The organism is Ruegeria sp. HKCCD6119 (assembly GCF_013110585.1).
Lineage (GTDB): Bacteria > Pseudomonadota > Alphaproteobacteria > Rhodobacterales > Rhodobacteraceae > Ruegeria.
The window spans coordinates 1,132,983-1,159,560 of sequence record NZ_WVQV01000001.1; the positions used below are offsets into that span (position 1 = coordinate 1,132,983).

General features: G+C 57.0%; 26 protein-coding genes. 9 read left to right on the forward strand and 17 right to left on the reverse strand.

All coding sequences use genetic code 11. The annotated features are described in order from the left end of the window. The first annotated feature begins 5 nt into the window (after nucleotides 1-5). The gene (locus tag GS611_RS05670; RefSeq protein ID WP_171633117.1) at nucleotides 6-1,886 is read left to right on the forward strand and encodes a monovalent cation:proton antiporter-2 (CPA2) family protein; all 1,881 of its coding nucleotides are present in this window, start codon (nucleotides 6-8) and stop codon (nucleotides 1,884-1,886) included. 30 nt (nucleotides 1,887-1,916) lie between these two features. Here the strand turns inward: GS611_RS05670 and cobT are convergent, their stop codons facing one another. Next, the gene (cobT, locus tag GS611_RS05675; protein ID WP_171633121.1) at nucleotides 1,917-2,927 is read right to left on the reverse strand and encodes a nicotinate-nucleotide--dimethylbenzimidazole phosphoribosyltransferase; all 1,011 of its coding nucleotides are present in this window, start codon (nucleotides 2,925-2,927) and stop codon (nucleotides 1,917-1,919) included. Nucleotides 2,928-2,957: 30 nt separating this feature from the next. Between cobT and cobS the strand changes: the two genes are divergently transcribed. Then, nucleotides 2,958-3,770 (forward strand): adenosylcobinamide-GDP ribazoletransferase, encoded by an 813-nt coding sequence (gene cobS / locus GS611_RS05680; RefSeq protein WP_371732226.1) that lies wholly within the window; start codon nucleotides 2,958-2,960, stop codon nucleotides 3,768-3,770. Here the strand turns inward: cobS and GS611_RS05685 are convergent. From GS611_RS05685 to GS611_RS05710, 6 genes are all read right to left on the reverse strand, one after another. Then, nucleotides 3,767-4,528, reverse strand: a complete 762-nt coding sequence (locus GS611_RS05685) for an ion channel (RefSeq protein ID WP_171633123.1) — start codon at nucleotides 4,526-4,528, stop codon at nucleotides 3,767-3,769. The genes cobS and GS611_RS05685 overlap by 4 nt on opposite strands. Nucleotides 4,529-4,645: 117 nt before the next feature. Next, complete coding sequence (locus tag GS611_RS05690) at nucleotides 4,646-5,155, reverse strand: CarD family transcriptional regulator (RefSeq protein ID WP_171116428.1); 510 nt, start codon at nucleotides 5,153-5,155, stop codon at nucleotides 4,646-4,648. Between the two features lie 282 nt (nucleotides 5,156-5,437). Then, nucleotides 5,438-5,776: a ferredoxin FdxA gene (gene fdxA / locus GS611_RS05695; protein WP_152457680.1), complete on the reverse strand. Its 339-nt coding sequence runs from the start codon at nucleotides 5,774-5,776 to the stop codon at nucleotides 5,438-5,440. 66 nt (nucleotides 5,777-5,842) lie between these two features. After that, entirely contained in the window at nucleotides 5,843-6,208 is a 366-nt protein-coding gene (locus GS611_RS05700; protein ID WP_171633125.1) for an RNA-binding S4 domain-containing protein, read from the reverse strand. A gap of 6 nt (nucleotides 6,209-6,214) precedes the next feature. Then, complete coding sequence (locus tag GS611_RS05705; RefSeq protein ID WP_171633127.1) at nucleotides 6,215-9,040, reverse strand: helicase-related protein; 2,826 nt, start codon at nucleotides 9,038-9,040, stop codon at nucleotides 6,215-6,217. Between the two features lie 21 nt (nucleotides 9,041-9,061). Then, nucleotides 9,062-9,670, reverse strand: a complete 609-nt coding sequence (locus GS611_RS05710) for a tetratricopeptide repeat protein (protein WP_171633129.1) — start codon at nucleotides 9,668-9,670, stop codon at nucleotides 9,062-9,064. Nucleotides 9,671-9,700: 30 nt separating this feature from the next. Between GS611_RS05710 and GS611_RS05715 the strand changes: the two genes are divergently transcribed. The 4 genes from GS611_RS05715 to GS611_RS05730 all read left to right on the forward strand — a co-directional run bounded on the left by GS611_RS05715 (nucleotide 9,701) and on the right by GS611_RS05730 (nucleotide 13,103). Further along, a complete protein-coding gene (locus tag GS611_RS05715) occupies nucleotides 9,701-9,991 on the forward strand; it encodes an SCP2 sterol-binding domain-containing protein (protein WP_171633132.1) in 291 nt (96 codons plus the stop codon). Further along, a complete protein-coding gene (locus GS611_RS05720; RefSeq protein ID WP_171633135.1) occupies nucleotides 9,991-10,965 on the forward strand; it encodes an alpha/beta fold hydrolase in 975 nt (324 codons plus the stop codon). The genes GS611_RS05715 and GS611_RS05720 overlap by 1 nt, the downstream gene beginning before the upstream one ends. An 84-nt stretch (nucleotides 10,966-11,049) precedes the next feature. After that, nucleotides 11,050-12,870 carry a M3 family oligoendopeptidase gene (locus tag GS611_RS05725; RefSeq protein WP_171633138.1) on the forward strand — a complete coding sequence of 607 codons (1,821 nt, stop codon included), beginning with the start codon at nucleotides 11,050-11,052 and terminating at the stop codon, nucleotides 12,868-12,870. After that, nucleotides 12,867-13,103 carry a hypothetical protein gene (locus GS611_RS05730; RefSeq protein WP_171633140.1) on the forward strand — a complete coding sequence of 79 codons (237 nt, stop codon included), beginning with the start codon at nucleotides 12,867-12,869 and terminating at the stop codon, nucleotides 13,101-13,103. The genes GS611_RS05725 and GS611_RS05730 overlap by 4 nt, the downstream gene beginning before the upstream one ends. 405 nt (nucleotides 13,104-13,508) lie before the next feature. Here the strand turns inward: GS611_RS05730 and GS611_RS05735 are convergent, their stop codons facing one another. The 4 genes from GS611_RS05735 to GS611_RS05750 form a co-directional block, all read right to left on the reverse strand. Continuing rightward, nucleotides 13,509-13,778, reverse strand: coding sequence for a DksA/TraR family C4-type zinc finger protein (locus tag GS611_RS05735; protein ID WP_170346639.1), 270 nt, complete (start codon nucleotides 13,776-13,778; stop codon nucleotides 13,509-13,511). A 58-nt stretch (nucleotides 13,779-13,836) separates the two neighbouring features. Next, nucleotides 13,837-14,811 (reverse strand): Gfo/Idh/MocA family protein, encoded by a 975-nt coding sequence (locus tag GS611_RS05740; protein WP_171633143.1) that lies wholly within the window; start codon nucleotides 14,809-14,811, stop codon nucleotides 13,837-13,839. Between the two features lie 249 nt (nucleotides 14,812-15,060). After that, nucleotides 15,061-15,957, reverse strand: coding sequence for an RNA polymerase sigma factor RpoH (rpoH, locus tag GS611_RS05745; RefSeq protein ID WP_171116444.1), 897 nt, complete (start codon nucleotides 15,955-15,957; stop codon nucleotides 15,061-15,063). 145 nt (nucleotides 15,958-16,102) lie between these two features. Then, on the reverse strand, nucleotides 16,103-17,137 hold the full coding sequence (locus GS611_RS05750; RefSeq protein ID WP_171633146.1) for an RluA family pseudouridine synthase: 1,035 nt from the start codon (nucleotides 17,135-17,137) through the stop codon (nucleotides 16,103-16,105). On the opposite strand from GS611_RS05750, the gene GS611_RS05755 reads away from it, so the two are divergent. Beyond that, a complete protein-coding gene (locus GS611_RS05755; protein ID WP_152457651.1) occupies nucleotides 17,136-17,438 on the forward strand; it encodes a DUF6476 family protein in 303 nt (100 codons plus the stop codon). The genes GS611_RS05750 and GS611_RS05755 overlap by 2 nt on opposite strands. Before the next feature lie 49 nt (nucleotides 17,439-17,487). Here the strand turns inward: GS611_RS05755 and GS611_RS05760 are convergent, their stop codons facing one another. The 4 genes from GS611_RS05760 to GS611_RS05775 all read right to left on the reverse strand — a co-directional run bounded on the left by GS611_RS05760 (nucleotide 17,488) and on the right by GS611_RS05775 (nucleotide 23,135). Continuing rightward, complete coding sequence (locus GS611_RS05760) at nucleotides 17,488-19,341, reverse strand: ATP-grasp fold amidoligase family protein (protein ID WP_171633149.1); 1,854 nt, start codon at nucleotides 19,339-19,341, stop codon at nucleotides 17,488-17,490. Nucleotides 19,342-19,410: 69 nt separating this feature from the next. Beyond that, nucleotides 19,411-20,463 (reverse strand): glycosyltransferase family 2 protein, encoded by a 1,053-nt coding sequence (locus tag GS611_RS05765; protein ID WP_171633151.1) that lies wholly within the window; start codon nucleotides 20,461-20,463, stop codon nucleotides 19,411-19,413. Nucleotides 20,464-20,485: 22 nt separating this feature from the next. Further along, on the reverse strand, nucleotides 20,486-21,157 hold the full coding sequence (locus GS611_RS05770) for a class I SAM-dependent methyltransferase (protein WP_171633153.1): 672 nt from the start codon (nucleotides 21,155-21,157) through the stop codon (nucleotides 20,486-20,488). A gap of 94 nt (nucleotides 21,158-21,251) precedes the next feature. Beyond that, on the reverse strand, nucleotides 21,252-23,135 hold the full coding sequence (locus GS611_RS05775; RefSeq protein ID WP_171633156.1) for a glycosyltransferase family 2 protein: 1,884 nt from the start codon (nucleotides 23,133-23,135) through the stop codon (nucleotides 21,252-21,254). 317 nt (nucleotides 23,136-23,452) lie between these two features. On the opposite strand from GS611_RS05775, the gene GS611_RS05780 reads away from it, so the two are divergent. After that, nucleotides 23,453-24,550 carry an acyltransferase gene (locus GS611_RS05780; protein WP_171633158.1) on the forward strand — a complete coding sequence of 366 codons (1,098 nt, stop codon included), beginning with the start codon at nucleotides 23,453-23,455 and terminating at the stop codon, nucleotides 24,548-24,550. Between the two features lie 32 nt (nucleotides 24,551-24,582). On the opposite strand, the gene GS611_RS05785 is transcribed toward GS611_RS05780, so the two are convergent. Further along, on the reverse strand, nucleotides 24,583-25,062 hold the full coding sequence (locus GS611_RS05785) for a class I SAM-dependent methyltransferase (protein ID WP_256419627.1): 480 nt from the start codon (nucleotides 25,060-25,062) through the stop codon (nucleotides 24,583-24,585). Between the two features lie 12 nt (nucleotides 25,063-25,074). Beyond that, a complete protein-coding gene (locus GS611_RS05790) occupies nucleotides 25,075-25,413 on the reverse strand; it encodes a hypothetical protein (RefSeq protein ID WP_171633163.1) in 339 nt (112 codons plus the stop codon). A gap of 379 nt (nucleotides 25,414-25,792) precedes the next feature. On the opposite strand from GS611_RS05790, the gene GS611_RS05795 reads away from it, so the two are divergent. Further along, nucleotides 25,793-26,545 (forward strand): TylF/MycF/NovP-related O-methyltransferase, encoded by a 753-nt coding sequence (locus GS611_RS05795; protein ID WP_171633165.1) that lies wholly within the window; start codon nucleotides 25,793-25,795, stop codon nucleotides 26,543-26,545. The last annotated feature ends 33 nt before the right edge of the window (nucleotides 26,546-26,578 follow it).

The window sequence follows — 26,578 nt, forward strand, 5'->3', positions numbered from 1 at the left end:
CACCTATGGACGTATTCCTATATCAGGCTTCAATCTATCTGGCGGCAGCGGTGATCGCCGTTCCCCTGTCTGCACGGCTGGGGTTGGGGTCGGTTCTGGGGTATCTGGCTGCCGGGATTATCATTGGTCCTGTTCTTGGCCTTGTCGGCGCGGAAACGGAAAACCTTCAGCACGTTGCCGAATTCGGTGTGGTGATGATGCTGTTCCTGATCGGTCTGGAACTGGAGCCGCGCGCCCTGTGGGATATGCGCGACAAGTTGCTGGGGTTGGGCGGGTTGCAGGTTGCGTTGTCGACGGCTGCGATTGCTGCCGTGGCAATGTACGCCAACCACCCCTGGTCGGTCGCCCTGGCCGTAGGGCTGACTTTGTCGCTGTCATCCACGGCAATCGTTCTTCAGACCCTTTCCGAAAAGGGCCTGATGCGAACAAATGGCGGTCGAGCTACGTTTTCGGTGCTGTTAACCCAGGACATAGCGGTCATTCCGATCTTGGCCTTGCTTCCACTTCTGGCCTTGCCGGCCATGCCTCAGATCAAATCGGATGGTTCGATTGACCGCGGGGCCGGAGGACTTCACGGCGCGGACCATCACAGCCTTTCTCTGGTCGAAGGTCTGCCGGGTTGGGCCGTCACGCTGGTCACGATCGGGGCAGTGGTGTTTGTCATTCTGGCCGGTGTCTACCTGACCCGTCCGCTGTTTCGCTTCATTCACGCGACCCGCCTGCGCGAGATGTATACCGCTCTGGCGCTTATGATCGTGGTCGGGATTTCCTTCCTGATGACCCTCGTCGGACTTTCCCCTGCCCTGGGCGCCTTCCTGGCGGGCGTGGTTCTGGCCAGTTCCGAGTTCAGACATGAAATGGAAAGCGACCTTGAGCCATTCAAAGGGCTTTTGCTTGGGCTTTTCTTCATCACGGTCGGTGCCGGGATCGATGTTGCCTATTTCTTTGATGACCCCCTTGACCTGATCGGTCTGGCGCTTCTTTTGATCCTTGCAAAAGGGATCATCCTGTATCTTGTGGGCAAGGCCTTCAAGTTGCGTGGGCGCGATCACTGGCTGTTTACCTTGGGCTTGGCGCAAGCGGGTGAGTTTGGCTTTGTTCTGCTGGCATTTTCTACGCAACAGAATGTCATCCCCCCCGACCTGTCCCAAAAACTGCTGATGATCATCGCTTTGACGATGCTGATCACACCGCTTCTGTTTATCATCTACGATCTTCTGTCGCGAAAGATCGGCGACACTTCCAAAGAACCCGAGCCGGATGAAATTGACGAAAAAGGCCCCGTCATCATTGCCGGGATCGGTCGGTTCGGGCAGATTGTAAACCGGCTGGTGCGGGCCAGCGGGTTCAAGACGGTTGTGCTGGACCACAACATCGAAACTATTCAGCTGATGCGCCGTTTCGGCGTCAAAGGGTTTCTGGGCGATCCAACACGCCCTGAATTGCTGCGCGCTGCGGGATTGGAAAAAGCGTCGGTCCTTGTCGCTGCCATGGATGACCACAAACAAGTCACGCGGCTTGTCGGGTATGCCAGACGGCAGCGCCCTGACCTGCACATCATCGCACGCGCCCGCGACCGGACTCATGTGTACGAGCTCTATCAGGCTGGTGCCAACGACATCGTGCGGGAACTTTTCGACAGCTCATTGCGCGCAGGCCGCTATGTTCTGGAGAATATCGGGCTGAGTGAGTACGAGGCCGCACAGGCGGAACAGACTTTTTATCATCATGACCGGATGTCTGTTCGCGATCTCGCCGAGCTGTGGGTCCCGGGTCTGCCAACTGCCGAAAACAAGAAATACATCGAGCGTGCACAGCAGCTGGAAAAGGATCTGGAAACCGCGCTGCTGGAACTGGCCGAAAAACACGCCAAGAAGTCCGCCTGACCCAAGCCTGTGCCCGGGTCAGGCAATGAATCAACCGTCAGACACTCCTGCCTCGGCAAAGGTTGCCATACCGGAATGGCAGGCCACGGCGCTTTTGAGAATATTGATCGCCAGCGCCCCGCCCGAGCCTTCGCCCAGCCGAAGACCAAGGCTCAGCAGCGGTTCCTTGCCCAGCTTCACCAATACGGCACCGTGTGCGGCCTCGGCGCTTTGGTGGCCGGCCACGGCGTGATCCAGCGCGGTGTCCGACAGCCTCCACAGGCAGGCAGCGGCAGCGGTACAGATGAAACCGTCCAGGATCACAGGAATGCGCAATATCCGCGCGGCGGCAATCGCCCCGGCCATCGCCGCAATCTCACGACCTCCGAGGCAGCGCAGAATTTCAAGGCCATCCTCTGACCTGTGCAACGCTACACCTTCGGCCACAACACGGGTCTTGTTGGTCAGCCCCGCATCATCGACGCCCGTCCCGCGACCTGTCCAATCGGCCGCGTCACCACCGAACAGCGCGCAGGCAATCGCGGCTGCCGGGGTGGTGTTGCCAATGCCCATCTCGCCCACGACCAACAGATCAGCCTGCGGATCCACGGCCTGCCAGCCAGTGCGCAGCGCGTCCAGCAATTCGGCTTCCGTCATGGCCGGTGCCCGGGTGAAATCTGCGGTCGGGTTGTCCAGATCCAGCGCGTGAACATCCATCGTTGCACCCGCCGCCCGGGCCAGCTGGTTGATCGCCGCACCGCCATGTTCGAAGTTCATCACCATCTGCACGGTCACTTCCGACGGAAAAGCCGAGACCCCCTGTGCGGTGACTCCGTGGTTTCCGGCAAAGACGATGACCTGTGGCGCCGCGATCTTTGGACGGGCATCTCCGCGCCATCCTGCGTACCAGATTGCCAAATCTTCAAGTCGCCCCAGCGCGCCCGGGGGTTTCGTCAGTTGTCTGTTTCGCTCTGCCGCGCCCTGCGCCGCGGTGGCATCCGGCCCCGGAGCCGCTGCAAGCGCAGCACGGAACGCGTTCAAATCATTCAGTTCAGGCAACATGAAAGCCTCATTGCATCAGAGTGGTCCTGTGTGTTTAACCGAAGCATCGAAACCAACAAGACCCCGAAAGGCACGGGCGTGCAGAAAAACGACACCAATCCCTTTTCCCTGTGGGATATTCCTCTGGCTCTGGTGCTGTTGACCCGCCTGCCCCTGCCCCGATTGCCGGAACCTGTATTCAAGCGGCAGGCACAGGCGGCATGGGCCTTCCCCATCGCCGGGCTGGCCGTCGGAGCGATCGCCTGTCTGGTCGGATGGTTGGCAATGGTCTTTCATCTGCCCCCTTTTGTTGCCGCGACACTGTTGGTTGCAATGTTGATCATGACGACGGGCGCGATGCACGAGGACGGTCTGGCCGATACGTTCGACGGCCTCTGGGGCGGGTTCACCGCTGAACGTCGACTTGAAATCATGAAAGACAGCCAGATCGGAACCTATGGTGTTCTCGCTTTGGTTGTTTCCCAGCTTGCTCGGGTTTCGGCAGTTGCCACGATTTTGGCAACCGGGTCGATTTGGCCGATTCTGGCAGCCTGCGTGTTCTCACGCGCCCTGATGCCGGTTTTGATGGCATCCCTGCCAAACGCCAGAAAATCGGGGCTGAGCCATTCGGTGGGAACCCCCGGCGCGATTTCGGTCAGCATGTCCTTGGGCCTGGCCGTTACAATCGCCGTTTTCATGTGCGGGGGTTCGGCGATCACCGCCATATTCTCTGCTGCCTTGGTTGCCGCCATCTTGGCGCTGACAGCGCGCAAGAAGATCGGCGGCCAGACCGGGGACATACTTGGGGCATCGCAACAACTGGCCGAGATCGCGTTTCTGCTTGCCATCAGCGCGCAGATTTAGGACGCGCCGCCTGTTTCGATCCGCAGTGTTCCACCGCAGTGCTTGCAATGCACGGCATCCGGATCATGCCGATACAACCCGCAGCTTGGGCATTTGTGACGTACCTTCTGCGGCATGAATATCGCCTGCGCCAAACGGACAAACAACGCGACGCCCACGACCATGATGAAGACCGAAAACAGCTTGCCCCAAGGTGTGCTCAGCGTGATGTCGCCGAACCCGGTTGTGGTCAGGGTGGCCATGGTGAAATACAGCGCGTCTATGTAAGGCGTCTGGGCGTCTTCCGGAATGAAGAACACCAATACCGCCGTAGAGGTGGCAAAGACGAAAACCATCAGATTGATTGCTGCAATCACCGCGTCTTCATGGGTGCGAAAAAAGGTACTGTCGCGTCGCAAGTCCCTGAGCAGGTGGTATGAATGGATCAGGCGCAAGGCCCGCAGAATCCTCAGGAAAGCCAGGTTGCCCGTCAGAAACGGATCCAGAACCAGCGAGACGATAACGACAATATCCGCCAGCGTATAAATCTGGCGCAGCAGCTTCCAACGATCCTTTGAAATCCAAAGCCGCGCTGAAAAGTCCAAGAAAATTAAAAAACCGATCAACTGGCTTGCAAGGATCAAGCCGGGACCATGAGGGACGTGAGCCGTTGCGACAAAGAAAATGATTGTCGCAACATCGAACAGGATCAGAGCGTACCGAAACCAGACCGAAATCGGGTCATGTCCGATATACAGATATCTAACTGTCTGCTTCATGTCCGCCCTGTAGCTTGCTGCATATACAGTAGAATTAGCGGTACTTGCGGAATTCACCAAGCCACGAAAAAGGCCGCTCCGATGGTGGAGCGGCCTGTTGTCATATCGAACTCGCTGTCAGGCAGCGCGAGAGGTCAGAACTTCGTCCACCTGTTTGGCAGCGGATACTTCGCCGGTGCCGGAAACCGCCGCGACCTCGCGGGTCAGGCGTTCCAGCGCAGCTTCGTACAGCTGACGTTCGGAATAGCTCTGCTCGCGCTGGTCGTCCGTGCGATGCAGATCGCGGACCACTTCCGCAATCGAAATCAAATCGCCCGAGTTGATTTTCTGCTCGTATTCCTGAGCACGGCGCGACCACATGGCGCGTTTGACCTTTGCCTTTCCCTTCAGCGTTTTCATCGCCTGACTGATCACGTCGGGCGAGCTGAGCGACCGCAGACCGGATTCGGTAACCTTGTTGGTCGGCACGCGCAGAGTCATCTTGTCTTTCTCAAATGAGATGACGAACAGCTCCAGAGAGAATCCCGCGACTTCCTGTTCTTCGATCGAGATGATCTGGCCTACGCCATGAGCGGGGTAGACAACATAGTCGTTCGGGCGGAACTCGAGCTTTTTCGACTTTGTCATTCAGTTTTTTCCTTGCTTGCGGACGGGACACAGACAACAAAAGCACCACATGCGGGGACTTTCTCAGCCCCGACAGGCGGCGATATTGTCACAAATTCAAATCTCCAAAGCGAGCATACTTGTGGAGCGCATCCCAATCTCGGTCATCATACAAGAACCAAGTATATCACAAAAATACGACACCCGAAAGTTTACCCGGCGGTAAATTTTCATATTAAACCTGTTTTCAACAGGTTGAGCCGCGTTCTTTTCGCATCAAACAGAGGTTTGAGCGCGAATCGTTCAACCACCCTCGCCCGGTGCTTCCGAGAAATACTTCTCCATCTTGCCTTCTTCACCGTCGCGTTCTTCCGCATCGGGAAGCGGATCTTTCTTGGTGACGATCACGGGCCACATTTCCGAGTACTTGCGATTGAATTCGACCCATTGATCCATGCCCGGTTCAGTATCGGGGCGGATCGCGTCGGCCGGGCATTCTGGTTCGCAAACACCGCAGTCGATGCATTCGTCGGGATGGATGACCAACGTGTTCTCACCTTCATAGAAACAGTCCACCGGACATACTTCGACACAGTCGGTATATTTGCAGGCGATACAGTTTTCGGTGACAACATAGGTCATGATCGGATTCCCGTTTGCGGTTTGAGCGTTTAGCTAATTCAGTCTGGCCTACTCTTCAAGATATGATCAGCGATCTTCGGTGCGAGAAAGATCAAGAGAACGGCGATCTTTCTTTGTCGGGCGACCTTTTCCCTCAAACCCCGGATTTTTGGGCGGAACGTCCTGTTTTTCGGTCATATCGAAATACAGCGTTTGCGCTTCGGGGGCCGGACCACGGCGATCCCCGATTTTTTCGATGCGCACAACGCGGACGATACGGCCCTGAGGAAAGGTCAGAACGTCGCCCGGGGCCACGGCCTGCGCCGGTTTTTGCACCCGGCTTCCGTTCAACCTGACATGGCCCCCGCTGACCTGTTTGGCGGCCAGGCTGCGGGTCTTGAAGAACCGCGCCTGCCACAACCATTTGTCAATCCGCAGCTTGGCCTCGGCCATTTCGGATCAGTTGCCGTCCTTCAAACCCATCAGCGCGGCTGCAAACGGGTTGTCGGGATCAATCGCCTTTTCCTTTTTCGGCGGCCGGGACGAGAAGGTCTTGGCGCCTTGAGGCTTGCCGCCCTTCTTGCCATGCGGTTTGCCACGGCCATCCTGCGGCTTGCCGCGCGGTTTGCCCTTGCCCTGCCCCTGCTCGCGGCGCGGACCTCGGTTGGGCTGTCGCTGACGGGCCCAGGTGAAGGTGTAGAACACTTCAACCTCGGGTTCGTCTGACACTGGTTCTGCGGGAAGGCTGTCCGCACCAGCCTCGGCTGCCGCCTCGGTGCCGTCGGTGGCCTCGGCTGCCGCCTCGGCGGGTGCGGCGACGTCTTCTGCCGCGACTTCACTTGCCGGGGCTTCCTCGGCGGTCGGTTTGTCCGCTTCAGCTGCCGCCGGCTGTTCGGCCGGTGCAGGTTTGACTTTCGGCCGCTCGCCGCGTTCCGCCTTGTATCCCAGCCCCTGCATAAGGTCTGCGAACTGATCCAGCGTCATACCGGTGATCGACAGCATATCGGGTTTGGCTTCGAAACCGCCGCGGCTGTCTTCTGCGCGCAGCATGTCCGCCAAACGTTCCAGCATGTCGATACGGATCGAACGCTCGCCTGCATCGCGGTAGCCACACATGGTGTCATAGCCCTGCGGCGCATCCTTGGCGACCGGCACGGTCACCAGGCCCGGAGGCGGCGCTTCGGGGAATTCCTGCAACCCGCTGGACAGCGCCCAAAGCACGAGACGCAGACGCGTCGGGGCCGGTTTCAGCAGCAGCGGCATGAAAATGGTGAACTGGCCGAACCGGATACCATGCTTGCGCAAGGCGCCGCGGGCGTCCTGATCAAGATCCTTGACCTCTTGTGCGACCTGTGCGCGGGGCAGGATACCCAGCGCTTCGACCATGCGGAAAGCAAAGCCTTTGGCAAGGCCGCTGAGTTCCTCATCGCGGGACAGGTTCAGCAGCGGCTCGAACAGAGCGGCCACCTTGCGGTCAATGAAGTGCTGCAAACGGCGCTGCACTTTCTGCTCGACATCCGGCCCCGCCGCTTCGTCAACGAACACTTCGACCATAGGTTTGAGAGGTTCCGCCCCGGCAACCAGCTTGCCAACGGCGTATTCACCCCACATCAGGCCACCCTGATCAGTGAAATCAATTTCAGTATCGGGCGCGTTGTAGAAGCGATCGGCGCGCAGATGGAATTGCGGCGCGAGTGCTTGCAGAGACGCCGATTTCAGAGCTTTTGCCTCGGTTCCCTGCGCGCTTTTGTCCGGGATGAACCGGAACCCTTCCAGACGACCGACGAATTCGCCTTCGACGGTCACTTCACCCTTGTCATTTACTTCGGCCAAAAGGGCCTCCTTCTGTTTGAGCCGGCGCAACAAAACGGATGTGCGCCGATCCACAAATCTTTGCGTGAGACGCTCATGCAGAGCGTCGGACAGTCTGTCTTCTACAGTGCGGGTTTCGTTACGCCAATGTGATTCGTCACGAACCCACCCTTTCCGCTGCGCAACATATGTCCACGTGCGAATATATGCCAATCTTTTAGATAAAGCGTCGATATCGCCGTGGGTCTGATCGATCCGTCTGATCTGCCGTGCCATGAACTCGTCGGGAATGGATCCCCGTTCATGCAGATGGCCATAGATCACCTCCAGCAAGCTGGCATGTTCCGCATGGCTGATACCGCGAAAATCAGGGATTCTGCACACATCCCACAGCAACCGGATGGACGGGCCGTCGCTTGCCCGGGCGATAACTTCGGTTACTTGCGACAGCGATTTCAACGCGTTCAGGTCATCAGCAGGGCGGGCCTTGATCAGGTGTTCATCATCCGGGCCGACCTCAAGCGAGTCGATCAGCGCATCAATCGAGCCGAACCGAAGGGCGGCATTTCGCCAGTTCAGCTTTTTCATCGGCGTAAACCGGCTGTCCATGATCGCCTGCGCCACGCCCTCGTCCAGCGGCGGGGCCTCTCCGGTTACGCCGAATGTGCCATCCGACATCCCGCGACCTGCCCGGCCCGCGATCTGCGCCAGCTCGTTCGGCGCAAGCGGACGCATCCTGCGCCCGTCGAATTTGGACAGGGATGAAAACGCAACGTGGTTCACATCCAGGTTCAACCCCATCCCGATAGCGTCCGTGGCAACCAGGTAATCAACCTCACCGTTTTGGTACAGGTCCACCTGTGCATTCCGGGTCCGCGGGCTGAGCGCCCCCATGACCACCGCAGCTCCACCTTTCTGGCGGCGCAGCAATTCGGCGATGGCATAGACGTTTTCAACCGAGAACCCCACGATGGCGCTCCGCGCAGGCATCCGGCTGATCTTTCTGGAGCCCGAGTAAACCAGCTGCGACATCCGCTCTCGCCGCACGAACTGCGCCTGGGGGACCAGCGCCGAAATAGGGCCACGCATTGTGTCCGAGCCAAGGAACAGTGTCTCGTTCGTGCCGCGAGACCTAAGCAGACGGTCGGTGAAGACGTGACCCCGTTCCGGATCGGCACAAAGCTGAATCTCATCGATGGCAACGAAATCAACACCCATGCCTTCCGGCATCGCCTCAACCGTACACACCCAATACTGGGCGCGGGGCGGTACGATCCGTTCTTCGCCCGTGACCAGCGCCACCACCGACGGCCCACGGATCGCAACGATCTTGTCATAGACCTCGCGCGCCAGCAGGCGCAGCGGCAGACCGATCACGCCGGTCCGATGGCCCAGCATGCGTTCGATAGCGTAATGAGTTTTACCAGTGTTGGTCGGGCCAAGTACGGCCACGATTCGGGATGACCCGCTCACATTCGCCCCCTGCCCCGAGCCTTACAGCGCCTTGCCTTCAACCTGAGGCTTCAGCCGATTCACGGCATTGGTTACTTCTTCGTGATGGGGATGTATAGCCAAGGCCCGAGAATAAGCCTCGTAGGCTTTCCGAGGTTCCCCGATAACCTCAAAGATCAGACCCAGACCGTAAATCGCCTCATAGTGATTTGGATTCAGCGTCAGCACATGTTCCAGATCGGCGGCCGCCATACCAAATCGCTCGACCCCGAAAAAGGCGGAGGCGCGCAGATGCCAGCCTTCGGCAAAATCAGGCGCGTGATCCGTCAGCGCGGTCAGGTGATCCAGAGCAGCGCCGACGTCGCCCTCATCCAAGGCTTCGCGTCCCCGCTCCAGCAGCAGATCAGCCGACGCAGACCCCGATTGCGACCACAGCGCCTGCAACTGCCGATCCAGTGCAATTGCCTGTTCCGGGGTCGACTGCGCCAGTTTTTGCAGCAACTCATCCTCGTCCCGTGAATCCGCCTGCTGCGCGAAACAATTGGAGGAAAACGTGACTAGGACAAAAAGTGCCGCAACGGTACCTTTGAGATTGTGAATTGCAATGCTCATAACAATAGTCAGTGTAGCGTTGCGACCGGGGATGTCCATTCACGGCGCACTAACAATATGAGGAAAAGCATGAGCGAGACTCTTGAAAAGGCGGCTGCCGCACTGAACGAAAAACTGGAAGGCGGCGCGTTTGATGACACGGCCAAGTTTGCCATCACCGATCTGGGTTCGATCGTTCTGGACGAAAACGGTGCGCGGGTCAGCGATGAAGAGGCCAGTGTCACCATGAGCGCTGATGCAGAGACGTTCGAACAGATCCTCAGCGGTGAGCTGAATCCGACCGGCGCGTTCATGTCCGGAAAGCTGAGCATTGACGGCGACATGGGTGTTGCCATGAAGCTTGCCTCGGTACTGGCCTGATGGAGTTGTCGCCGGCCCCCTTTTTTGAAGACGTGGCCGGCGGACCTGCCGGTGGAAAGGCCCACTGGTTGACGACGTCTGACCAAACACGCATTCGCGTGGGTCACTGGCTTCCGGATGATGGTGCACATGGCACCGTCATGATGTTCCCCGGACGCACCGAATATATCGAAAAATATGGCAGTACAGCCGGTGAATTCACGAAACGCGGCTTTGCGATGCTGGCCGTGGACTGGCGCGGTCAGGGTCTTGCGGATCGGCTGCTGGACAACCCACGCATCGGCCATGTCGATCATTTCACCGATTACCAATACGATGTTCAGTCAACCCTGGACCTTGCGAACGCTCTGGATCTGCCCAAGCCGTGGTATGTCGTCGGGCATTCGATGGGCGGTGCCATCGGGTTGCGTGCCGTCATCGAAAAAGGGTGTTTTGCCGCGTGCGCGTTCACCGGCCCAATGTGGGGAATTTTCTTCACTCCGGTCATGAAACCTCTGAGCCGCGTTACAGCGTATTGGGGCACCGCGCTTGGCCTTGGCGAACGCACCCCCCCGACCACGACGCTTGAAAGCTATGTCCTGTCGCAACCTTTCGATGGGAATATGCTGACCCGCGACCCGGACATGTACCGGATGATGCAAAATCAGCTGAATGCGCATCCCGAACTGGCTCTTGGTGCCCCTTCCAACCGCTGGCTGCGCGAGTCGCTGGACGAATGCGAATGGTTGATGGAACAGCCCGCCCCGAAGACACCCTGTCTGACTTTTCTGGGCAGCCACGAACAGATCGTCGATCGCAAGGCCATACGGGCGCGCATGGCCAATTGGCCGAATGGTACATTGATCGAAATCCCGAACGGTGAACATGAAGTGCTGATGGAAGCACCGGACGTTCGGGGCCCGGTTCTGGACCAGCTTGCCAGGCATTTCCGGGCCAACCAATCAAATGGGGCGTCCGAGCTGGTTTCCACGTAAACCTTTTCACCTTGGGATTGGCCGCTTGTGATCCGCGCGCGCCACCCCTAGATGTTTGCAAAAGCAGTCTACAAAAGGTGATCCATGCGCGACCTTCCCTTTCCCGTCCGTGACGCAAACGCAATGGGCGGCGCCGACAATCTGGGCAATCTTCCCGAATGGGATCTGACGGATCTCTACACATCCGAAGAAGCGCCCGAACTGGCGCGCGACCTGGACTGGCTGGAAGGCGAATGTGCCGCCTTTGCGGCCGACTATGAAGGCAAGCTGGCAGAGCTGGACGCCGCGGCCCTTTTGGCCTGCGTTCAGCGCAATGAAAAGATCAACGCGGTCGCAGGCCGTATTATGTCCTTTGCCGGTCTGCGCTATTACCAGCTGACGACCGACGCAGAGCGGGCCAAGTTCCTGTCGGACATGCAGGAAAAGATCACCGTGTTCACGACGCCTCTGGTGTTTTTCACGCTCGAGATCAACCGGATCGAAGATGATGTGCTTGGGGCGCATTTTGCTGCCAACCCGGATCTTGCCCGATACGAGCCCGTGTTCCGGCGTATCCGCGCGATGAAGCCCTATCAGCTGTCTGACGAGCTGGAAAAATTCCTGCACGATCTGGGCGTTGTCGGCGACGCGTGGGAGCGTCTGTTCGACGAAACCATCGCCGGTCTGACGTTCAATGTGGATGGCAATGAACTGAACATCGAGGGCACCCTGAACCTGCTGACCGAACAGGACCGCTCCAAGCGCGAGGCAGCGGCGCGCGAACTGGCCCGCGTGTTTCAGGAGAACATTAAAACATTTGCCCGTGTCCACAACACGCAGGCCAAAGAGAAAGAAATCGTCGATCGCTGGCGCAAGATGCCGACCGCGCAAACAGGGCGTCACTTGTCGAACGATGTCGAACCCGAAGTGGTCGAAGCCCTGCGCGAGGCGGTTGTGGCCACCTACCCCAAACTCAGCCATCGGTACTATGAGCTCAAGCGCAAGTGGCTGGGGCTGGATGTGATGCAGGTCTGGGACCGCAACGCGCCGCTGCCGATGGAAGACACCCGCACCGTGTCGTGGGAGGACGCCGAGAAAACCGTGATGGAGGCTTACGCCGCCTTCGATCCCCGTATGGCCGACATCGCGGCGCCGTTCTTCTCGAAAGGCTGGATCGACGCGGCGGTGAAGCCCGGCAAGGCCCCGGGCGCCTTCGCACATCCCACCGTGACCGAGGTGCATCCTTACGTGATGCTCAACTACCTGGGCAAACCGCGCGACGTGATGACCCTGGCGCACGAGCTGGGCCACGGCGTGCATCAGGTGCTGGCCGCCGATCAGGGCGAGATGCTGTCCTCGACGCCCCTGACACTGGCCGAAACCGCCAGCGTCTTCGGCGAGATGCTGACCTTCCGCAAGATGCTGGATCAGGCCGAAACGCCCGAACAGCGCAAGGTTCTGCTGGCCGGCAAGGTCGAGGACATGATCAACACGGTGGTCCGCCAGATCGCCTTCTATGACTTTGAATGCAAACTGCACGCCGCCCGCCGCGAGGGGGAACTGACTCCGGATGACATCAACGCCCTGTGGATGAGCGTTCAGGCCGAAAGCCTTGGCCCCGCGTTTGAATTCATGGACGGGTACGAGACCTTCTGGGCCTATATCCCGCACTTTGTTCACTCGCCCTTCTACGTTTACGCCTATGCCTTCGGCGACGGGTTGGTGAACGCGCTCTATTCGGTCTATGAAAGCGGCGCCGAAGGTTTCGAGGACAAGTATTTCGAAATGCTGCGCGCAGGTGGATCAAAGCACCACACGGAATTGCTGGCCCCGTTCGGGCTGGATGCCAGCGACCCGAACTTTTGGGACAAGGGCCTGTCGATGATCTCGGGCTTTATCGACGAGTTGGAGGCGATGGAGGGGTGACTGACCCGGGCGACAAGGGGCGCTGGCGGGCCATCCAGCACCGCCTGCACCCTGTCTTGGCCCGGATCCGCCGCAACGTCCCGCGGGGGCTGCGGTTTGTCGTGGGGCTATTGTTGATCGTCGCGGGCGTCTTCGGTTTTCTTCCTGTCCTGGGCTTTTGGATGATCCCTTTGGGCATCATGGTGGCCGCCATGGACGTCAACCTGCTGCGACGTTGGTGGCGCCGCCGGTAACTCGGGTTTGGCTTTCACCTAGTTTTTCCCGGTCGCCAGAAACACTGCGAAACGATCAAAGTCGCCCCCAGAGCGGCCACTTGGGATGATCGGCGCCCGTAGAAAAATAGCCGGATTGACGAAGGTGAACACCACTGAGGTGGCGACCAATCAGGTGGCCGTCAGGATCGAGACACGTGCGGCGGCCTCGTACCAAAGCAAATAGGCCTGCGCAGTCGACAATACGCCCAGAAAGGTCAGGAAGACCACATCGTTGACGGTTGGTTTTTGCTGCTAAAAAGCGGGTGGGTGGGATCATGCAGATTAGCAGTGATCATGCATCGATGTGACAGTTCTGTTTAAAGTCTTGATTACTGACGCGATCGAAGCCCATGTACGTTTGGCTCATCGCGGCCATACCCAAGATCACTTCAACTGACTGTCCTTCGACCCCCGCCGATTGACGCCGCCGCGCGCCTTGAACGCGCCGTCCCGTTCCTGCTGGCAATCCAGGCAGAGCTTTACTCCGGGCAACGCGACGCGACGCTTTTCCGGGATAGGTTCCTCGCATTCGGCACAATGGGTCAAGCTTTCGCCCTGGGGCCGCTTTTGCGCCTGCATCCGCGCCAGTTCATCTGAGATCGACGCTTCGATCTGTTCGCTCACAGCGCCGTCGCGCGCCCAACCTCCGGCCATCGGTCATCTCCTGAAATTGTGACACTCAGGATAGCTGAGCCGTTGGCCGCAACGCAAGTTACAGCGAAATCGCGCCTTCGAATACACGATCAATCACCTCTTGCGTCCCGCGTGAGAATTCCAAAGGACAGGGATACTCCGCCCCGTCCCTGATTGATCGGCAAAAGGCCTCGACCTGCAACTTGTAATGGTCTGCTCCGGGGAAGCGGGTGACCTGAACTTCAAGCCCCGGCCGGTGCAGCTCGACCCGAGCCTCTCCGAACACACGTGCATTGAACGGGGTCGTCAGACGGACCAAACCGCTTTCGCCGTGAAACACCATCTCCTGATGGGGATGCATCCGTATGGAAACATAGCTGGAATAGGTAAATCCGGGGAACTGCGCGCGAATTTCAGTGAAGATGTCGATATCATCCTGCCAACGGATCGCGGATTGCACCGACACAGGCTCTTGCCCGGTTGCAAAGCGCGCCCCGCCGATCACGTAGACCCCGATGTCACGCAATCCGCCGCCACCCGTTTCCGCGCGGTTTCGAATATTCTGGGTATCTGCCCGATTGTCAAAACTGAACGCCCCGGTCACATGTACCAAATTGCCGATGGCACCATCAGCGATCAGTTTCCTTGCAAGCTGCCATTGAGGGTGATGGACGATCATGTAGGCCTCGGCGGCCAGCAGGCCGCTTTGGTCCCGCTTTTGGATCAATGCGTCGAATTCATCCGCCTTCATGGTCATGGGCTTTTCGCACAGAATATGCTTGCCAGCGCTCAAAGCCTTAAGGCTCCATTCCGCATGCATATGGTTGGGCAACGGGATGTAGATTGCGTCGATTCCGGCGTCTGCCAACAACGCATCATAGCTGTCAAATACTTGCAAATCCGGGCAAAAGGACTGAAACGGTTCTGCTTTCGCTGCATCCGAGGTTGCCAGCGCGGCCAAGCGCGCCCCATTGGCGGCATGTATCGCCGGGGCCATGTATTCGCGGGCAAATTTCGCGGCACCCAATACACCAAATTGAACCGGTCTTTGCATTGCGCCCTCCGTACTCGGCTTGTTTCAAATTACGCGCTTCCCGAGGGGTCACCAGCGCTCGTTCTGCTGCGAAATCAAAGACAAAACACGTCTTTTCCTAACACAGCTTTCGACCTTCAGCCATTGATTTAGGCCTTTGGTTCAGTTTCCGCCAACATCCGCAAAAAACGCCCCCTGATCATCAGAGGGCGTTTTCCGTCATTGCTTGAACGCGAAGAATCTTCCTGCGAGGCAAGAAGGGCGCAACTGTTAGCTGACGCCCAACATGCCTTTTTCCCGCGCCAGATCCCGCATTTTCTTTTGCAGCTTCTCGAACGCGCGCACTTCGATCTGGCGAATGCGCTCTCGGCTTACGTTATACTGAGTGCTCAACTCTTCGAGCGTGACCGGCTGATCCATCAAACGACGCTGGGTCAGGATATCCTTTTCCCGATCATTCAGCACATCCAGAGCCGCCGCCAGCAATTCCCGACGCGCTTCCAGTTCATCGCGTGCTTCGTAGTCACCGGCCTGATCTGCATCCTCATCCTCAAGCCAGTCCTGCCATTGCATGGTGCCTTCGCCTTCGGACCCGACCGTGGCGTTCAGGGACGCATCGCCACCGGACATCCGGCGGTTCATGCTGATCACTTCTTCTTCGGTCACACCCAGATCAGTGGCGATCTTCTTGACGTTTTCAGGGCGCAGGTCGCCCTCTTCCAGTGCACCGATGCGGGCCTTGGCCTTGCGCAGATTGAAGAACAGCTTTTTCTGCGCCGAGGTCGTGCCCAGCTTCACCAATGACCACGACCGCAGGATGTATTCCTGGATCGAGGCACGTATCCACCACATGGCATAGGTCGCCAGACGGAAGCCTTTTTCAGGGTCAAACCGTTTGACAGCCTGCATCAGGCCCACATTGGCCTCGGAAATCACTTCGGCCTGCGGTAGACCATAGCCGCGATAGCCCATGGCGATCTTGGCCGCCAGACGCAGGTGAGACGTCACCATCTTGTGCGCGGCTTCGGTGTCCTGCTCTTCGACCCAGCGTTTGGCCAGCATGTATTCTTCTTCCGGCTCCAGCAGAGGAAACTTGCGGATTTCCTGCATATAGCGATTCAGGCCGCCCTCGGGCGTCGGTGCGGGAAGATTTGCGTAGTTTGCCATTATTGTGTCCCTCCGACAAATGTTTAGATGTTTAACATAGGATATGGGTAAGGAACCCTTCCCATTCAAGAGGTGCTGCTAACAGTCTGGAATTAATCTTCCGTTAAGGAAAGGTGAAAAGCCCTTTTTCACAGGAGTTTGCTTATTATGACAGCGGTGTCCGCAGACGTTCGACAAGGCATTGCATATCTTGCGGTAAACCGGCCTCGAACCGCAGGGATTCACCAGTGACAGGGTGCTCGAATCCCAAAACAGCGGCATGAAGTGCCTGACGGGGAAAAGCGCCTGCAAAACCGGCGGCAGCGGCAGAGAACGCTTTGGCGGACAACTTGCGCTTGCCGCCATAAACCGGGTCGCCCACCAGCCCGTGCCCCGCGTGGGCCATATGAACGCGGATCTGATGCGTTCGGCCGGTTTCAAGCCAGCACTCGATCAGGGCAAGACCCGCAGGCACTCCAAATGTCTCGACAACGCGCGCGCGTGTCACGGCATGCCGCCCGCCATGGAACAGAACCGCCTGTCTCTGACGGTCGGTCTTGTGTCGCGCAAGTTGCGTCGTAACGCGCATGATGTTGCCGGGTTCAAAGCTGATCCCTTTGACACCGCGCAACCGAGGATCGTTGGCATCCGGCACCCCGTAACACACCGCACGGTAATACCGCTCGACGCTATGCGCCGCGAACTGCTCGGCCAGCCCGTGATGCGCCGCGTCTGACTTTGCGACCACCAGAAGGCCACTGGTTTCCTTGTCGATGCGATGCACGATACCGGGGCGTTTCACCCCGCCGACGCCCGACAGATCGTCTCCGCAATGGTGGAGCAAAGCATTCACCAAAGTCCCGCTGGGTGATCCCGGCGCGGGGTGTACGACCATGCCTGCGGGTTTGTTGACGACGATTACGTCCGCATCCTCGAAGACGATCTCGAGCGGGATGTCCTCGGGGCCGATATGGCTGTCTTCGGCCTCGGCCACGACAATCGTGACACGCGCCCCTTCGGCCACCTTGGCCTTGGGGTCGCGTACCTCGGCACCGTCGATCTGTACCGCGCCCTCTTCGATCAGACGCGCAAGTCGGGTGCGCGACAGGCTTTCCCCGTCTGGCACATCGCGGGAAAGCGCCTTATCAAGGCGAGGCGGCGGATCGGCCGCGATCTGAAACTCAATCTGGCGGGTGCCCATGACTGTCCCTTCCGAACCTCAAGAACCGCAGGAAACTCCGCAACTGCGATTGCTGCGGCGGATGGTCATGCTGTTGACCGCGGTGATGATTGGCGGGGTTCTAGTGACATTCGCCCTGATTGTCATCCGCCTATCGGACCGCACACCCACCTTGCCGGATCAGATCGCGCTGCCCGACGGCGCCCGGGCGCAGGCCCTGACCATCGGGGCAAACTGGTATGCCGTCGCAACCGATGACAATCGCATTCTGATCTTTGACAAAACAACTGGAAAACTGCGCCAGGAAATCGCGGTCGAATAGGCCCTGCCACCTGTTCCGGCGGCATGAAAGATCCGGGGATTGTCCAGCCTCAGCCGGGGAACAGCCGAGTTCCGGTCCACGCAGCACCCAGACGCTGATCCAGCGCATCCGACCGCATCTTGTGCTTGCCTGACACCGGCGCCAATATGATGTCACCCAAGCAAACTCTGTCACCAACCGGGAAAAGCTCTACGCTTGCGCATTCAACGTCTTGCCCCAGGGTTTCAGCGATCCGGATCATGTCTTCAAAGCGGTCGGGCCGGGGTTCAACGGTGCTGCTGGTTGGCGAATACAGCTCATCTGCAAGGTAATTGTAGTCGCGATCATGGAGCATCTGGATGCGCCCACGCCCCCGGTCACGGTCAACCTGCACCAGCTGCACGCGTCCGGCGATCACCCAGAATTTCCAGGTGCCGACCTGTCGATCCCCGGCGGTCAAGTCTTCTTCGATGCAATAGAGGGGCTTTTGCTTGGCGCGCCACCATTCGCTTGTCCAGAAACCTTCGGGCGTTTTTGTCTTGTGCCACGCTGCCAGTTTCTGGTTGGCATCATCGCGCTGCGTGGCATCCAGCGAGAACGACAGGGCCAGCTTGTGACCATGGCTCATCGTTCCTTTCAACCAATACTGGCCGGGCCCGAGGTCGAGTGTTTCGGGCAATGCCGGAATGTGCGCCTCCCACATGCGCTGTGGGCAGGCGAGCAATTCCGAGGCGCTGCCCACGTATTTGGACCGGTCAGAAATCAACGCATCAGGGACTTCGCCAAACAGCTTCATGACCACCAGCTTTTCGGCAAATGTCTTTGGCGCGCGCAGGTCGGGTAAAAACCGATGACTATCCGCATAGTTGTACAAAGCCATACCAAGCGCATTCAGCCTAGCAGGGTCACTGTCATAGTGTTCCCAACCGCGCGAAAAACCCACGCGCGGCGGGGTGTTGGCACCGTACAGATTGTCAGCTGCAATTGCGTCGAGATCAGCCTGTGCCGCCTTGAGATAGTCTTCCCGGTCAGAGAGCAGAGCAACAGAAACAACTCCGCCGGTGGCGTCGTGGATTTCTTCGGTCGTAGCGCGCAAGGTGGGCAGGTTTGCGGGAAACTCCACCGGTTTGAGGCCCCCTCGGCCGTGGCGCGGCAAAGGCGCGTCGCCCGGTCTAACCCCCAGGTTCCGCAAACGTCGATCCAGAAACGAATGCCGCTTGATCCCGTTTGCAATCCACCACCGCATCCGGCGTCCCCACAGATGCACGGCAAGCGTTTCCTCTTTGATATACGCGTCCCTGAACTCTCGGACGTGAATGTCATTGGCCTGCCCTGCACGTCTGAACGGCAAAGGATAAAAGACCGGTATGGGGCTGGCATGCTTCAACTCGTTAAAATGGCGCAGAAACCATGTCATGACACCGGGGCCGTAAACACTGTGTTCCTGATCTGACGCATGAGGCAACTCACCAGCCTGTTTCAGGCGTTCCAGTTCCTTCCGCTCCTCCCCTTCAACCCAGGGGCGGATCGGATAGGGGTCCTGGCAGTATTCGGAATACGCGTTCAACGTGGGGCTGTCGAAAGGCAGCCGCATAACAGCATTGCAGATGGTATCGCGGTTGAAATACCCAAAAACATGATCGGCCCTTGGGATCGGGGCAAGCGCCAAAACATCCGTGTCGCACCACAGAAAATCCGTTTTCTTCATCAGGTGCAATCTGAAGATATCGGATTGGGGCACCGGCGTCTTGAACTGGTTGTTCACGATGAACTGCCTGGGTTCGTGGATTTCATTTGCCGACACCAGTTCGATACCATCCGGAACGTTGTCGACTTGCCCATAGTGGAACAAAACGACCCTGTGACCGCATTCGACGAATGACAGCATGCACATCTGCTCCAGAAAGCTCAGGCTTCCTTCCATCCACAGCATCCCAATCGTCGGAAGAGAGTGATCCGCAACCATTCGTCTATTTCTCCAGGGGCTGTTTTGTCAGGACTCTGTCCGGTTTTCGTCAGTCGAAGACGGCGCGCTGGCCGACAGGCGTTCCCTTACGCCACGGTCCTTTGCGACAAAATCCACGGCCGGTTTTTCAAGAAGTTTCTGGTACAGCTCATCATACTCTGGCAGTTTCAGCAGATCGTTGATCAGGGCCTTGTGCCAGCGGAACGCTCTTCTATGTAGCCGTCGAAGCCTGTCGTCAGCGCGAAACTCTTCCAGCACCGCATCCACTTCGTCCTTGTACCGCAGGATTGTTTCATCCTTGGCACCGCCACGGTTCCAGCGGTCCCAATATTCGGTTCCAAGTGTCTGCGCGGAATGATTTGCCCGACCTCGGCTGCGCTTGGCCAAATAGGCCTGCGTGGATCTGACGGCATAGTGGTTGATCTGTGCGACTTCAAATCCAAACGGAGGCGAGACATGGTTGCCGAAGGGCGCAGGTTCCGTGGCGTGCCCTCCGGGCACGGACCGGAACACGCCGGCCTGAAGTTCGGGACGGGGGTGCGGGTTGTGCAACCCGAAACGAAGATAGAAATCGCCCTGCCTGAACAGGGATTTGACAAACCGGCGCCCTGCCCCGCCTTGTTCGAAATCCAGCTCACAATCGAAGAACTGCCGCGTCACCAGCGTATCGCGCATAACATGCCGACCACCGTTCGAGAATATCTTCCAGGGTATGGAAATAACGTCAACGCCGGGCGTTGCCTCGATCAGATCATCAACCCTGTTATTTCCAACGTGAATATTCAGGAACTCATCCGCGTCCCCGACGTATATCCACTTTGCGTCTTTCACTACCGGCAAGCGCCGTGCCTGCCTCAGCGCAGACCGGTGTATCCCTCCGGTTCCAACCCGGTTCCTGTGAAATTCCACATGGCCCAAGTCCTGCAATCGTCTCAGAATCTGGTTGGTGCCGTCTGTACAATCATTGGTGTAGACAGTGATCCGGTCAAACCCCAGCACCTTGTGATGGGCCACCCATTCCAGAATATAGGGACCCTCGTTCTTCATCGCGGTGATGAGGACTTTTTCAGGCTTTTCCATCGCTGCCACTTATCCCCGCCGCCTAGCCGTTCTGACCTTTGCTGTCATCTTGCGGGACAATCTTTTCGATGGCGATCTGTGCGCCGGCAATCGCGCGGATGCGCAACTCTCGGGGGTGCTGGCCCAGAAACTCGTTGACCGCACGGATCACCCCGTCGCCCCACCAGCCGCGGCGGTGGTAGTCGTCGAATGCCATGATCCCACCGGGTTTGATCTTGGGAAACAAAGCGGCCAGATCAGCGGTCACGCCTTCGTATGAATGGTCTCCGTCGACATAGGCGAACGAGATGCTTTCATCATCAAAAAGCTTCAACGCAGGTACCGAAAAATCGCGTATAATACCAACCTTGCCTTCTTCGATCTCGGCCTCGAAAGTCTTTACGACCTTCTGGAAGATGGCCTCCATCTTTTCGTCTTCGGTCCGACCCACAAACGCGGTTGTGTGCGATTCCTCACCGATATGCTTCCATGGATCGATCAGAAAAAGCTGACTGGGCTCGATCAGTTTCAGAATGGTCGGAGAGAACTCACCCTGCCAGACACCGATTTCTACGGCTAGGCCCCCCTTTGGCAAACGGGAAAGGAATGTGCGGCGGATTGCGTCTTTGCTGTTTTTGCGCTTGGTCGCTTTGTCAGCCTTCGGTTTCTTCTGGCTGCCGGGCGCAACACCGATAACCTTGGATTCGTTTGACATCTCGACCTCACTCGCAGACGGGTATCCCATTTACTCAGAACCCGTTTTGTTCATTGCGCCATGGCTACCACGCCACAGCCTCAAGAACCAGAAGCTATGTGTCCTTTTTGCCAAGCGGTGGCAACTTGTCGATACCAAGCCACGGTGGCTGCAAGCTGGTTATCCGGTATCGTGCAGCATTACGCCCGAGGAAACTGTTTATCGCCGCATTCATACCCGTATACGACCCGCCTCCGTGACGGCGATAAGATGTGAACGCGATACTCCCCCCGGGCGCAAGAACCCGGTCGATCCGACGCAACAGCTGGTTCATCACCTGCTCTGCCCGCACCCCGCGGATGATGACGACGCCGACGCTTTCGTCTTCAAACAGCTTCAGCATCAAGGGGGGCAGCGCCCGGTAGACACGCAATTGTCCGGCAAGAATGGGGGCGCGGAAGTATTCCAGCAATGCATAAAACGTGCGATCCAAAGCCTGTAGCTCGGGATCCTGAGTTGCATCCGGACATGTGAAACCGTCCCATGACAGCCCCCACGGTCCTATGACCGTCAATTTCTCGACAGCGTCCAGATCAAGTATTTCTTCGATGATTTCAATCTCAACATGTCCGATCAGCACCCAATTCTTCTTACCACTGATTGATCGAAGAAAACTCTGCCGCTGGTCTTTTGTTCTTTCAACCTCCGGAGGGGCAGAAGGCAGGTAGACAGGATCCTTGGGGTCGAACGGCACCGAAACCTGTTTGGCATCCGTAATTTGCGCATGCTGCGCGGCGGCCTCTTCGTAATCAAACGAGGTTTCGAGGGCATCGAGCCGAACGAACCAAGGAAAATTGTATGGCTTGGAGTTCTCGGGCTTGGACATCTTGCCGAGCCGCGTCCATTTCGCGACCTGGGCAAATGTGATGTCCGGATCCTTGTACATTTCGGCGTTGAAAGACAGATCGCCATCTTCCATCACGCCGAGTTCCAGCGCCTTGACATAGCGCCCGCTGCGAAAGCGGCTGAACTTAGCGATAAAATCCTGCGCCACCTCGGTTTTTCTGAGGCTTGCGATGCGTTCCTTGTGAAATGCAACTGCCTGATGATGCAATTGCCCCAGAACAGTATCGGATCGCAGCTTTTCATAAACCTCCCGAAGTCGTGCAACTTTGGACAGGATCGAGGTTTCTTCGATGTCGTTATAGCAATGCAGCTTCCAGTAGGCCTGACCTGTTGCCTCCATCTTCGGATGAAAACTCGAGGTATTCACATCCCCACGCAACCGCTTCATCAGATAGCTTTCCACGGACCTCACCGCATAGTGGTTCATCCGAAAAAGCCTGCGCCCAAACCCGGCGCCCGTTGATGAATACGCCCATCCTCGTCTTCGCATGGCCGGCGGCAACGGATCACCGTCCCCGTCGACCCAGGCAAATCGATCCGCCTTGTTGGGTATCGGGCCGCGCGGTCGATGCGTGCTGATTGTGCGATACGATCCGTTGTTGCGAAAGAGCGATTTGAACGCCCGCAAGTTATGGGGGCTGACGGCGCCAAGCTCGCCCGCACGGGTGAATTGCTCGAAAACGAACCTGTCTTCGAACTCGACGATTCCGTTGTGTCCGAACAACTGCCAGATTGCGGCAAATCCGTCCGCATGCGGCAATGCACGAAACAAATCGTCCAGTGTTCCGTCGCCGACGCGAATATCAAGAAATTCATCCACGTCGCAGACCAATATCCATTCGGCTTCTTTGCACCAGGGGTGTTCCATGGCGTTTGCATAAGCTGAAGCCTGAGGTCCAAATTCCCACGGGCCGGGATTGCCGATATGCGCCAGAAACCCCAGTTCCTGGCACCGCTGAAGGATCGTGTCGGTGCCATCGGAACAATCGTTCGAATTGACGATAAAATGGGTGAAGCCGATCGAAAGATAGTATGAAATCCATTCCAGGATGAACGGCCCCTCGTCTTTCATCGTGGATATGACAAGTCTCATCGCGTCTACCTGTACCCGTGGCCCGCAAATTCAGGATAGCGGGAAAAAACGCATCTTTGCAGATGTATAGCGCGCATCCCTGCCTGCGGCTTTGTTACGGGCCCCGGAAATGCATTGCAAGTGGACGAGCCCGCCGGTTCAACGTCCGCCAACTCCAAACTCCGCAGACGATCGCAGCCCTGTGGGCAGCGTTCGATGCGTAGGGCTTTATGCTTGAAAACGACAATTTGATTGCCTTCGGGCGCCAACCATTTATAGCTGGCGTTCAATGTCGCCAAAGGTTTTTGGCAGCAAGGAAGCGGTATCTCGAGTGGATCATGGCAGGTAATCTTAAAGATCAAAGGGCGCATGGCCTTGATTCACTGCGCGGTATCGCTGCGTCTGCGGTCGTGTTTGTACACGCAGTGCACATTCATCCACTCGGCGTCTACTACAAGAACTGGGGTGCCGACTACTATGCGATGGGAGTGCCGCTGTTTTTCATAATAAGCGCGATGTCCATGTCGCTAGCTTATCCAAAGGGAGTGTCCTTTGATCGAAGCTGGGCCTATGCCTTGCGCAGATTTTTTCGAATTGCCCCACTCTTCTACGTGATGCTCTTTGCTTGGCTGTATATTGGGGTCCAGGCCGAAACAGGTACGATCATCAGGAATATTACATTTCTGTTCGGGTTTGTCCCCAGTGAACAAACCAGTCTTGTTCCGGCGGGTTGGTCAATCGGCGTCGAAGCTATCTTCTATCTTCTGTTCCCCTTCCTTTGGATTTGGCGGAACATTTGGTCAGCGGTGCTTCTCTTTTTGCTCGCCTGCTTGGGATGGGGGTTTGTAAACTTGTCTAGTCAGGGTGAAGTTCCCGATTTTTACTATTGGACCAGCTTTTTCACGAACGCCCCGTACTTTGCGTTGGGTCTGATCGTTTGGTGCGCCTACCGTTGGACACCTAAGTCATGCGAGCGCCCCGTCGGCTATCTAGCGCTCGGTGCCGGGATCGCCGGGTTGATTTACATGTATCTGTTTGGCCCGGTTCTTGATCAGGCGCAAACGCTAAACAAACCGGTTCCACTCGCACTGGTTTTGGGCTGGGGCTTCGCCTTTGCAAGCCTGGCGCTATCGCAGGCACTTCGACCTGTTTTTTTTCTCTATAACCCTTTTACCCGCTTTCTTGGAAAGATCAGTTACAGCCTATATCTGATGCATCCGTTTCTTATCTATAACACAAACCTGACCCGATGGGCCGCAACACTTACGGACAATCCGGATTTTGTGGTGCCAATTGTCTGTGTTATTACCCTAGCCGTAGCGATACCCATTGCGACTGTTATCTATTATGCTGTCGAAGTTCCATTCATCCGCCTTGCCCGCCGGATAACCAAGCCTGATTTGAGAAACCCGGCTTCACAACAATTGGCGTCGTGACGGCAGAGCACGCCTACCAAAACATTGCGGATCTATAGCATCAGGGGAACAATCTCGCCTCGATTGCGGGCGATCTCGGTAATGTCAAAAGCACCGCTTTGCAGTTCAGCCTCGCCCCGAACAACCATTGCAGAGTGATTTTTCTCGATGACTTCGCGAACGATATCTGGCCGGCAGGCGCAGGACATGACGCATTGAAGCACCAGATTCGCCAGCGCCTTTTTCCCTTCGAAATAGTCGGAATTGTAATGTTCTTCCATCGTGGACCATTGCCAGTCTTCAAGGACGAAGACGCCGCCTTCCGACATGCGCGGAAAAACGAGGTTGAACGACAACAACGTTTCCAAATACTGGTGCGATGCGTCATCTATGACGAGATCAATCTTCTCGTCGCCGAACTCTGCGTCCAGCAATTCTCCGAACCGATTGATGTCCGCTTGACTTATCCCCTTGTACAGCCGCACGTTATCCTGCCGCGAGTACCTTTCGATATAGGCGTCAAGGTGAGGCAGTTCGCGCGTCGATTATTCAACTGCAACCAGTTTGTCAGGCTGAAATACACGATCGAGAAGTGCCACGCTCCCACCCTGCCATACTCCGATATCGACGATATTGTTAACATCGATCTTCGAGGTGCAATCCAGTTCAGCCTCGATCATTTCGCGTGTTTTCACCAGCAGAAACTCGTTATCGTTCGATGTGATTTCGTGGTATTCCGCAATATCGACCGTGGCGAAAAAATTGACGCCGTCAACGGTACATCTGTTCCGCTCGGACCAGGCTATCGGTTGAATTTTCTTCTGTTGCGAACCGCCTGAAACTGAGCGCAAGACAGTCGAGACAACTTCCGTAAATTTGCTCACCACTATGCCCTTACCTGATGGCTGGTGTGCTTCATCTCCTGAAAGGCACAGGTTTACAAGCTTCCTTTACATCAAACGCAGAAAGAAAGTGCGAGGCAGCCATTTCACGGCCTAACAAATGAGTTGGGTCCGACCATATTCGCCAAGACTGATGCTGAAGTTGGCGCAAACATTCGCGTAATTCGTAGCGTCAAAAAAGATATGTTTCATTCTGGACGTCAAAGCTGAGAGTTAAGGCACGTCTGAGTTGAAAAAAACGCAGTTCACAGGAAATGTGCCTCCATTTGACCAACCCTATAGGCGATTTCCAGCGAATCTTGTTGAAACTTCACAGCTGAGAGGTCAGAACCAGCCAGACATCTATGCAAGGTTATTATCTATGCTCGCGGAACTTCGGGAACAATATCTGACCACGGTTGCCCGTGCCCTGGATGGCACGATCTATGAAGACCCACCAATTCTGTTTGGAGACACCAAACCGGATTACAACTCCAAACACCGCGAATACGGTTGGGATTGGCCGTCTGTTGCTTTCACTATGGTGGGCAGCAAGAGATTGGCCAATGTTCGCGCCATGGTGGAATCCGTCATCGGCAACCAGATTCCCGGCGACTTTGTAGAAACCGGAGTATGGCGTGGCGGTGCCAGCATCTTTGCGAAAGCAGTTCTCTTTACATATGGCCAGAATGACAGACGTGTCGTTCTGTGTGACTCTTTCAAGGGGTTGCCCGAGCCGAATGAAGAACTGTATCCTCACGACAAGGGGTCTGATTTCCACAAGTACGATGCCCTGGCCGTGTCAGCCGATTCTGTAAGGGCGAATTTTGAAAAGTTCGGGCTTTTGGACGATAATGTCGTGCTCATCGAGGGCTTTTTCAAGGACACCATGCCACTGGTGCCCAGTGAGCAGATTGCAGTGCTGCGTCTTGACGGCGACATGTATGAATCAACCATAGATCCTTTGCGGCACCTTTTCGGCAAGGTCTCGAAAGGTGGTTGGATCATCGTTGACGACTATCACGTGGTTCCCGCAGCCAAAGCTGCCGTTCATGACTATCTTGACGAAGTGGGCTATCAGCCACCCGCGATCAACGAAATCGATGGTGTGGGCGTCTATTTCCAAAAGGTCTAGAGAGGACCGGGCCTTGGGTTCAGGTCACGGGTC